The sequence below is a fragment of the Sphingomonas sp. genome (assembly GCF_051962185.1).
In the GTDB taxonomy this organism is placed as follows: Bacteria; Pseudomonadota; Alphaproteobacteria; order Sphingomonadales; family Sphingomonadaceae; genus Sphingomonas.
Window position 1 is genome coordinate 1 of record NZ_JBQCCN010000197.1, and the last position, 5,200, is coordinate 5,200.

The 5,200-nt window shown below is 55.7% G+C and carries 15 protein-coding genes; all 15 read right to left on the reverse strand.

What is annotated here, in order from left to right; all coding sequences use genetic code 11:
• Positions 1 to 30: 30 nt before the first annotated feature.
• Positions 31 to 444: a hypothetical protein gene (locus tag ACTHJR_RS12245; RefSeq protein WP_440523497.1), complete on the reverse strand. Its 414-nt coding sequence runs from the start codon at positions 442 to 444 to the stop codon at positions 31 to 33.
• A complete protein-coding gene (locus ACTHJR_RS12250) occupies positions 441 to 824 on the reverse strand; it encodes a hypothetical protein (RefSeq protein ID WP_440523498.1) in 384 nt (127 codons plus the stop codon). The genes ACTHJR_RS12245 and ACTHJR_RS12250 overlap by 4 nt, the downstream gene beginning before the upstream one ends.
• The gene (locus tag ACTHJR_RS12255; RefSeq protein ID WP_440523499.1) at positions 796 to 1,122 is read right to left on the reverse strand and encodes a hypothetical protein; all 327 of its coding nucleotides are present in this window, start codon (positions 1,120 to 1,122) and stop codon (positions 796 to 798) included. The genes ACTHJR_RS12250 and ACTHJR_RS12255 overlap by 29 nt, the downstream gene beginning before the upstream one ends.
• Positions 1,123 to 1,198: 76 nt before the next feature.
• Complete coding sequence (locus tag ACTHJR_RS12260; protein WP_440523500.1) at positions 1,199 to 1,474, reverse strand: hypothetical protein; 276 nt, start codon at positions 1,472 to 1,474, stop codon at positions 1,199 to 1,201.
• Positions 1,471 to 1,641 carry a hypothetical protein gene (locus ACTHJR_RS12265; RefSeq protein ID WP_440523501.1) on the reverse strand — a complete coding sequence of 57 codons (171 nt, stop codon included), beginning with the start codon at positions 1,639 to 1,641 and terminating at the stop codon, positions 1,471 to 1,473. Before ACTHJR_RS12265 ends, ACTHJR_RS12260 begins: the two co-directional genes overlap by 4 nt.
• Positions 1,638 to 2,039 (reverse strand): hypothetical protein, encoded by a 402-nt coding sequence (locus tag ACTHJR_RS12270; RefSeq protein ID WP_440523502.1) that lies wholly within the window; start codon positions 2,037 to 2,039, stop codon positions 1,638 to 1,640. The genes ACTHJR_RS12265 and ACTHJR_RS12270 overlap by 4 nt, the downstream gene beginning before the upstream one ends.
• The gene (locus ACTHJR_RS12275) at positions 2,036 to 2,380 is read right to left on the reverse strand and encodes a hypothetical protein (protein WP_440523503.1); all 345 of its coding nucleotides are present in this window, start codon (positions 2,378 to 2,380) and stop codon (positions 2,036 to 2,038) included. Before ACTHJR_RS12275 ends, ACTHJR_RS12270 begins: the two co-directional genes overlap by 4 nt.
• A complete protein-coding gene (locus ACTHJR_RS12280; protein ID WP_440523504.1) occupies positions 2,358 to 2,624 on the reverse strand; it encodes a hypothetical protein in 267 nt (88 codons plus the stop codon). Before ACTHJR_RS12280 ends, ACTHJR_RS12275 begins: the two co-directional genes overlap by 23 nt.
• Complete coding sequence (locus ACTHJR_RS12285; protein WP_440523505.1) at positions 2,612 to 3,052, reverse strand: hypothetical protein; 441 nt, start codon at positions 3,050 to 3,052, stop codon at positions 2,612 to 2,614. Before ACTHJR_RS12285 ends, ACTHJR_RS12280 begins: the two co-directional genes overlap by 13 nt.
• A gap of 1 nt (position 3,053) precedes the next feature.
• On the reverse strand, positions 3,054 to 3,425 hold the full coding sequence (locus ACTHJR_RS12290; protein ID WP_440523507.1) for a hypothetical protein: 372 nt from the start codon (positions 3,423 to 3,425) through the stop codon (positions 3,054 to 3,056).
• Complete coding sequence (locus ACTHJR_RS12295) at positions 3,425 to 3,793, reverse strand: hypothetical protein (RefSeq protein ID WP_440523508.1); 369 nt, start codon at positions 3,791 to 3,793, stop codon at positions 3,425 to 3,427. Before ACTHJR_RS12295 ends, ACTHJR_RS12290 begins: the two co-directional genes overlap by 1 nt.
• Positions 3,778 to 4,107, reverse strand: a complete 330-nt coding sequence (locus ACTHJR_RS12300) for a hypothetical protein (protein WP_440523510.1) — start codon at positions 4,105 to 4,107, stop codon at positions 3,778 to 3,780. The genes ACTHJR_RS12295 and ACTHJR_RS12300 overlap by 16 nt, the downstream gene beginning before the upstream one ends.
• Positions 4,108 to 4,246: 139 nt before the next feature.
• Positions 4,247 to 4,639 carry a hypothetical protein gene (locus ACTHJR_RS12305; RefSeq protein WP_440523512.1) on the reverse strand — a complete coding sequence of 131 codons (393 nt, stop codon included), beginning with the start codon at positions 4,637 to 4,639 and terminating at the stop codon, positions 4,247 to 4,249.
• On the reverse strand, positions 4,636 to 4,818 hold the full coding sequence (locus tag ACTHJR_RS12310) for a hypothetical protein (protein ID WP_440523513.1): 183 nt from the start codon (positions 4,816 to 4,818) through the stop codon (positions 4,636 to 4,638). Before ACTHJR_RS12310 ends, ACTHJR_RS12305 begins: the two co-directional genes overlap by 4 nt.
• Positions 4,818 to 4,973, reverse strand: coding sequence for a hypothetical protein (locus tag ACTHJR_RS12315; protein WP_440523515.1), 156 nt, complete (start codon positions 4,971 to 4,973; stop codon positions 4,818 to 4,820). The genes ACTHJR_RS12310 and ACTHJR_RS12315 overlap by 1 nt, the downstream gene beginning before the upstream one ends.
• Between the last annotated feature and the right edge of the window lie 227 nt (positions 4,974 to 5,200).

The following is a 5,200-nucleotide window of genomic DNA, read 5'->3' on the forward strand; positions in this document are numbered from 1 at the left end:
CACGAGCGAGCACAATCTGCGCGAAAGTCTTCATCGCGGCATACTCCTGAATTTGACGGGGAAAGTCTGTACCCCGGTTGGGGTAGTGATGGTAACGGGGGGAAAATCGCTCTCTGCATCTTCTGGGGTGACCCATTTGACGAGAGCGCGCACGCGGTCAGGGGTGATTGCAGCATCGAGGGACACGGACGTATCCATACCCTTGTTGCCTAGGATCAGCATGTTCCCGGCAATGGCGTGGGACACGCCAAGGAACCGGAACCAGTGCTGGTCCATCTTGAGAGCACCTTCGTCATCGACAAAGGTGGTCAACGTAGGTCCCAAGTCGGGGCCAATGGCGAAGGTGTCGCTCTGGACGACATCGTTGATTGCCTCGAAATCGCTGAAATCACCGTTGACTTCAGCGACAAGACGGTTGCGGGGATTGATGAGGATGCCTCTCATTCGACAATCTCAGCATGCTTGAGCAGATCGTCCATGCGGTCGATCCCTCGCCTGTCAGCGATTATACGATGACACTCGTTGAGCTTGCCATCGTCGCCGAATGACCAGTCATTGCCCGAGATAATCCTATCGAGGTAGCGACGTTCAACGCCAAGCGCATCGGCGATACGCTGATAACCGTTGTAACTTACGTCGACGTCAAGTTCCTTCGCAAGGCGACCGATAGCACAAAAGCAATGTGCTTCTGGGTCGGTAGGCTCGCACGAGTCGCCGTTTCGCTTGGAAGCGAGTATGTCCTTGATCATAAGATCAGGATGTGCTCGCGCCCAATCGATGGTGCGCTTGAGCGCATCAGCGCTCCGTTGGGTGATCTGGGGCATTTTCCAAAGGCTCCGTTTTTACACGCTTGGCGTGATGGCGGTTGAAATAGAGTTGTTCTTTGCCGAAGAACACGTGCTCGCTGGGGCATTCGTAGGTGGCGAGCATGTATCCCGAGTCCACAAGGTGGACCCACAGAAAGTGGGGGAACCAGTACTTGATCTGGTCCATGTCCTTGCACCCGACCAGCATTTGCGGGCCGTGGTGTGGCCACAGCGCCGGGTCGTCTTCGGGCGGCGTGTGCGTGCCCGGAGCTTCCCATTTGATAAGGTCGCGGCTACCTCGGTTATAATCGTCCATGACTTCGTCATAGAACTTCCAAGAATGGGGTCCATGCCAAGGGCCAAGTCCATCTTCGGACTCGACCCTCAGGACATTAATTATCGTCGCTGAGGATGGCAACGGCCTTGCCTTCCTGATTGCACGCGCGGAAGTACCGCGAAGCGTGACGCCGTTCGGTCTTCGAGGGCTTGTACTTCGTCTCGGGGTGGTACTTGACCGGCACGTCGGTCGCGTCGAACGCGCCATCTTCGCGGATGACGGACGTGTCTCGCGCCTGCTGTCGCAGCGCCCGCGAGCGGAAGGGCTTGTTGTTGTCGGGGTTCAGCACGCCGAACACAGTCAGGCGCGTCGCATAAGGAGAGCAGATCATTCGGAAACCTCCACTTTAATTTCTCGATCCACCGGAGAGCGGTGGTTCTGGTAAGTATCTAGCACGCCATCAACTGCCCGTAACAAATCTTGGTTCAGGTGATTAGCTTGCTCTGCGGTATCAACCGGCAGTCGGTCGAGGTCGATGTATATGGTGATGCGCATCACTCGTCCGTCCAAATATCGATGATGCGCTGTGCGCCCGTCCGCACGTCGTCCGTGACAGGCAGGCCATCGGCGATCCACTTGGCAAGGCGTACGCCTTCGGCGGCGAGGGTGCGCAGGTTGTCGTCCTGCATCGTATCCTTGATGGTGAGGACTTCGTCCGTGAAGAACGGCTTGGATGGGGTCGGCGTGAAGAACTGATACACCAGCTTCTGTTGCCATGGGCTGAGCGTACGCATATAGCTCTCATGCCGATTACCGATGGTGACAGTAAGATTGCCGGTCGAGAACTTCTCGAACTCGAGCCCTTCCGCGCTATTGTCTACGTGCTCGCCTTTCTCGTTGAGCCACTGCGTGGCGTCGTCGGAGAAACGCGCACCGAAAATGAGCTTGTCGGTCATAGGTCAGCCTCCACGATGGCTTGAAGTTGTGGGCGCAATCCATAAGTGAACTTGGTCAAAGCATCGCCAACATCGCGGGCAGCGTCATTTTCGACGACGATGCTGTAGTTAGTCAAGCCTCTGACGATGCCGTTGATTTCATAGCCACGATTGATGATCGCCGTACGAGTTGCATACTTAGAATCAACACCGAGTTCAACAGCCATCTGTCCTGCCATGCAGTGGTATTTGCCGTAGATATCGGACATACCGCCGCGTTGCCACGTCTCCGGGTGCTTCTCGAAGTGCTCGATTGACTTGTCGAGTGCATCGAGCAGGTTAGAGGGCGTCAGCTTCTTCATCGGACATATCCTCTTCATCGCTGTAGGTACACTGGTTGATGGGGTGCTCGCCACCGTCCTCGTCAACGACAATCAGATTGCCGCTCTTGGTCGTACGAGTCTTCTGAGTGTCCCAGTAGATGTCCGACCCGCCAAAGAAGGTCGGCTTCAAATCCTTGGTCCAGTCGGTGACGTTGGCGGTGACGCGGATAACATCAGACGTGCCTATGATCCGCTTGCCGTTTGGGGCGGTTAGCTGGCCCATTTGACTTCCGTTTCCACGTCTTGCTCGTAATTGAGCCGGGTGGCGAGCGCCTTGAGCGCGTTGATGCCCTCGTCGCCTGCCAGCTTGCCACCGCAATGGGTAGAGCGCAAGGCTCGTCCCTCAGCATCGCGCAGTGTATCGCCGTCGTTCGCGCGATAGATACTGCGCACAGCATTGCGTCCAATGAGCGAATAGAGCGGCTCGTATTCCTCATTTGGATTTTGCGTATCCAGCGGCACAGCGACGCCCATCTCGTTTGCGAAGCGTCCGAGTGCACAGAAGCACTGCGCATTTGGATTGGTCGGATCGCAGCTATCTCCATAGCTATCGCGAGCGAGTGTCCCCGCAATATGTCGGTCGGGGTTCTTGGTGAGCCAGTCAGCAGCACGTGCCAGACCAGCGACCACGTCTTGTTTGGTGAAGGGCATATCAGTACCTCTTTGCGTAGCGGCGCAGCGCACGAATGCCTGCGTAACCGCCTTGTCCTCGCCAACCGCAAACCTCGCGGTTGTTGGTTTCTGCCTTGGTCAGCGCTTGATCGTTCGCACGAATAATTGCGCCCATAGTGGAACTGGAAATTGGAAGCTCGAACGTCCGATTGACGCCGTATTCCTTGCACAGGCGACCGACGGCACAGAAACATTCCGCATCAGGAAATGTCGGTTTGGTTTCTTTACCATCTTTGCGCGCGGACAGATAACCACGAATGTGGTGGTCGCGATTGGCCTCAAGCCAGTCGGCGGCGCGTTCCATCGCCTGCCGAATTTGTGACTTGGGCTTCTTTCTGAAGAAGTTGAACATTACTTGTCTCCGGGTAATACCCGATAACCGTCGGGCCGGTTGAGTGGGCCGACCGCAACCATGAGATTGTAGTCGGTGACATACAGCAGGAAATTGGCGATGACGATGAATCCTGCAAGGCTCATAGTGGCGATGATGTTCGTCATATTGAGCACATCGTGGGGGTAGAAAGTCAGCAGCACTGCCATCATGATGAGCCAACACGACGCGATGGTCGTGATCGCGAACGGGATAGCCGAGAACTTGGCACACTGCGTGGTTTCTCCGCGCTTGCAGAGATACTGACGCCAGTCGCCGTACGTCCAGCTATCTTGCCACATGTCTCGCGTGTGAACGAAGAAGTGTTTAGTCATCAGCGGTTGCTCCAAGGGTCAGTACCTTCCGATACTACCTGCGCGCTGTCAGAGGCGAACTTGGCTTCCAACCAATGCCACAGACGCAGCAGAAGGGGCTTGCCGGGGGCGGGAGTGTTCTGCGCGGCCAGTTCCTTGGCCTTGTCCGTTTCGCTGAGAATGTCAACGACAAACGGATTGTCCAAAGAACAGATGTTGAGCCTGCTCTCGCACGTCGCGCACTCGACGTTGGTGCACATGCCGCCCGACGGCCCTTCGTAGAAGGAGAATGGTTTGGTCAGGCAACACGGGCACGTGTTGTCGCGGATGTATTCCACATTGGTTTTCATATGATCTGTTCCCACAGGTTCACGTGGTGGCCGTACATCTTGTGCCAGTACCGCCAGTATTTCAGGGCTTTGGGGTCGCTGCGCTTGAACTTCTTGCGCGCGTACTTGCGCAGGCGGTGGTATACGTACGCGCGGCGCATTATAAGTTGTTGGCGTATCGCCGCAGAGCCTTCACGCCGTCGGGGCCTGACAAGGAGAGATAGGGACAGTGGGGTGTCACACCTTTCAGTTCTGTCCATGTGTCTCCGGAGTCGTTTGGACCATAAATGCTCAAAAGCCCGATATTGTCAAAACCGGGCAGTTGTTCGGTAAATGGCAGATAGCTATCGGAGCCACCAGCGTCGATGTCAGCCTCTTTTGCGAGGCGACCTAGCGCGCAGAAACATTCGGCCTCGCGGTCGAGCGGTTTGACTTCGTAACCTTTTTGGGTAGCGGCGAGCAAACCTCGCACGTGCCTGTCAGGATTGGCTTCCAGCCAGTCGGCGGCACGCAGAGCCGCAGCCTTGGCTTCAGCGTTGGTCAGTTTTTTCATGGCTTGATTGCTTCCAATAGAGACTGGACAGAGCGTGCCTCGTGGCGTGTGATGATCCACTCGGCACGGCTGTCCTCGGTGGTGAGGCTGAGGTTGACGTTCTCGTCCTCGTCTATCTTGGCCTCACCGACTACTTCCTTGCCGTGTTCGTTGACGAACACGATGAATTTGCTGGGCATCAGAGTTTCACACCGAGCAGCGCTGTGGCGAGGGCAAATATGCCAATGCCCGTCAGCATCATTGCCGAGTAGCTGACAATACGAGACTTGACGAGTCGATACGTCCATGTCTCGACATTCCAGATCAGCCAGCCCAACCCCGCGAAAAAGACCATGACGGCCCCTACTCCGATGAAGTAGGCCAGAATAATAAGTACATTATGTAAGAACATTTTACTGCACTCCGAAAAGCTGGTGTAGACATGCGAATGACACCAGCGTGAGGAACAGGAATTGGAGACGACTACGCACGGTAATAACCGTCGTAATCGACATTGAAATCGGCTCCAGTACCAAAGAATTTGGATTTCCAAGGGCTTTCGCCGAAGATGCCCAGATCGAT

What these genes read in the sequence shown, in the direction of transcription:
- ACTHJR_RS12270 (WP_440523502.1), bottom strand. Translation starts at nt 2,039, where the DNA reads ATGACCGACAAGCTCATTTTCGGTGCGCGTTTCTCCGACGACGCCACG.
- ACTHJR_RS12250 (WP_440523498.1), bottom strand. Translation starts at nt 824, where the DNA reads ATGCCCCAGATCACCCAACGGAGCGCTGATGCGCTCAAGCGCACCATC.
- ACTHJR_RS12280 (WP_440523504.1), bottom strand. Translation starts at nt 2,624, where the DNA reads ATGGGCCAGCTAACCGCCCCAAACGGCAAGCGGATCATAGGCACGTCT.
- ACTHJR_RS12285 (WP_440523505.1), bottom strand. Translation starts at nt 3,052, where the DNA reads ATGCCCTTCACCAAACAAGACGTGGTCGCTGGTCTGGCACGTGCTGCT.
- ACTHJR_RS12305 (WP_440523512.1), bottom strand. Translation starts at nt 4,639, where the DNA reads ATGAAAAAACTGACCAACGCTGAAGCCAAGGCTGCGGCTCTGCGTGCC.
- ACTHJR_RS12300 (WP_440523510.1), bottom strand. Translation starts at nt 4,107, where the DNA reads ATGAAAACCAATGTGGAATACATCCGCGACAACACGTGCCCGTGTTGC.
- ACTHJR_RS12275 (WP_440523503.1), bottom strand. Translation starts at nt 2,380, where the DNA reads ATGAAGAAGCTGACGCCCTCTAACCTGCTCGATGCACTCGACAAGTCA.
- ACTHJR_RS12255 (WP_440523499.1), bottom strand. Translation starts at nt 1,122, where the DNA reads ATGGACGATTATAACCGAGGTAGCCGCGACCTTATCAAATGGGAAGCT.
- ACTHJR_RS12315 (WP_440523515.1), bottom strand. Translation starts at nt 4,973, where the DNA reads ATGGTCTTTTTCGCGGGGTTGGGCTGGCTGATCTGGAATGTCGAGACA.
- ACTHJR_RS12290 (WP_440523507.1), bottom strand. Translation starts at nt 3,425, where the DNA reads ATGTTCAACTTCTTCAGAAAGAAGCCCAAGTCACAAATTCGGCAGGCG.
- ACTHJR_RS12245 (WP_440523497.1), bottom strand. Translation starts at nt 444, where the DNA reads ATGAGAGGCATCCTCATCAATCCCCGCAACCGTCTTGTCGCTGAAGTC.
- ACTHJR_RS12260 (WP_440523500.1), bottom strand. Translation starts at nt 1,474, where the DNA reads ATGATCTGCTCTCCTTATGCGACGCGCCTGACTGTGTTCGGCGTGCTG.
- ACTHJR_RS12310 (WP_440523513.1), bottom strand. Translation starts at nt 4,818, where the DNA reads ATGCCCAGCAAATTCATCGTGTTCGTCAACGAACACGGCAAGGAAGTA.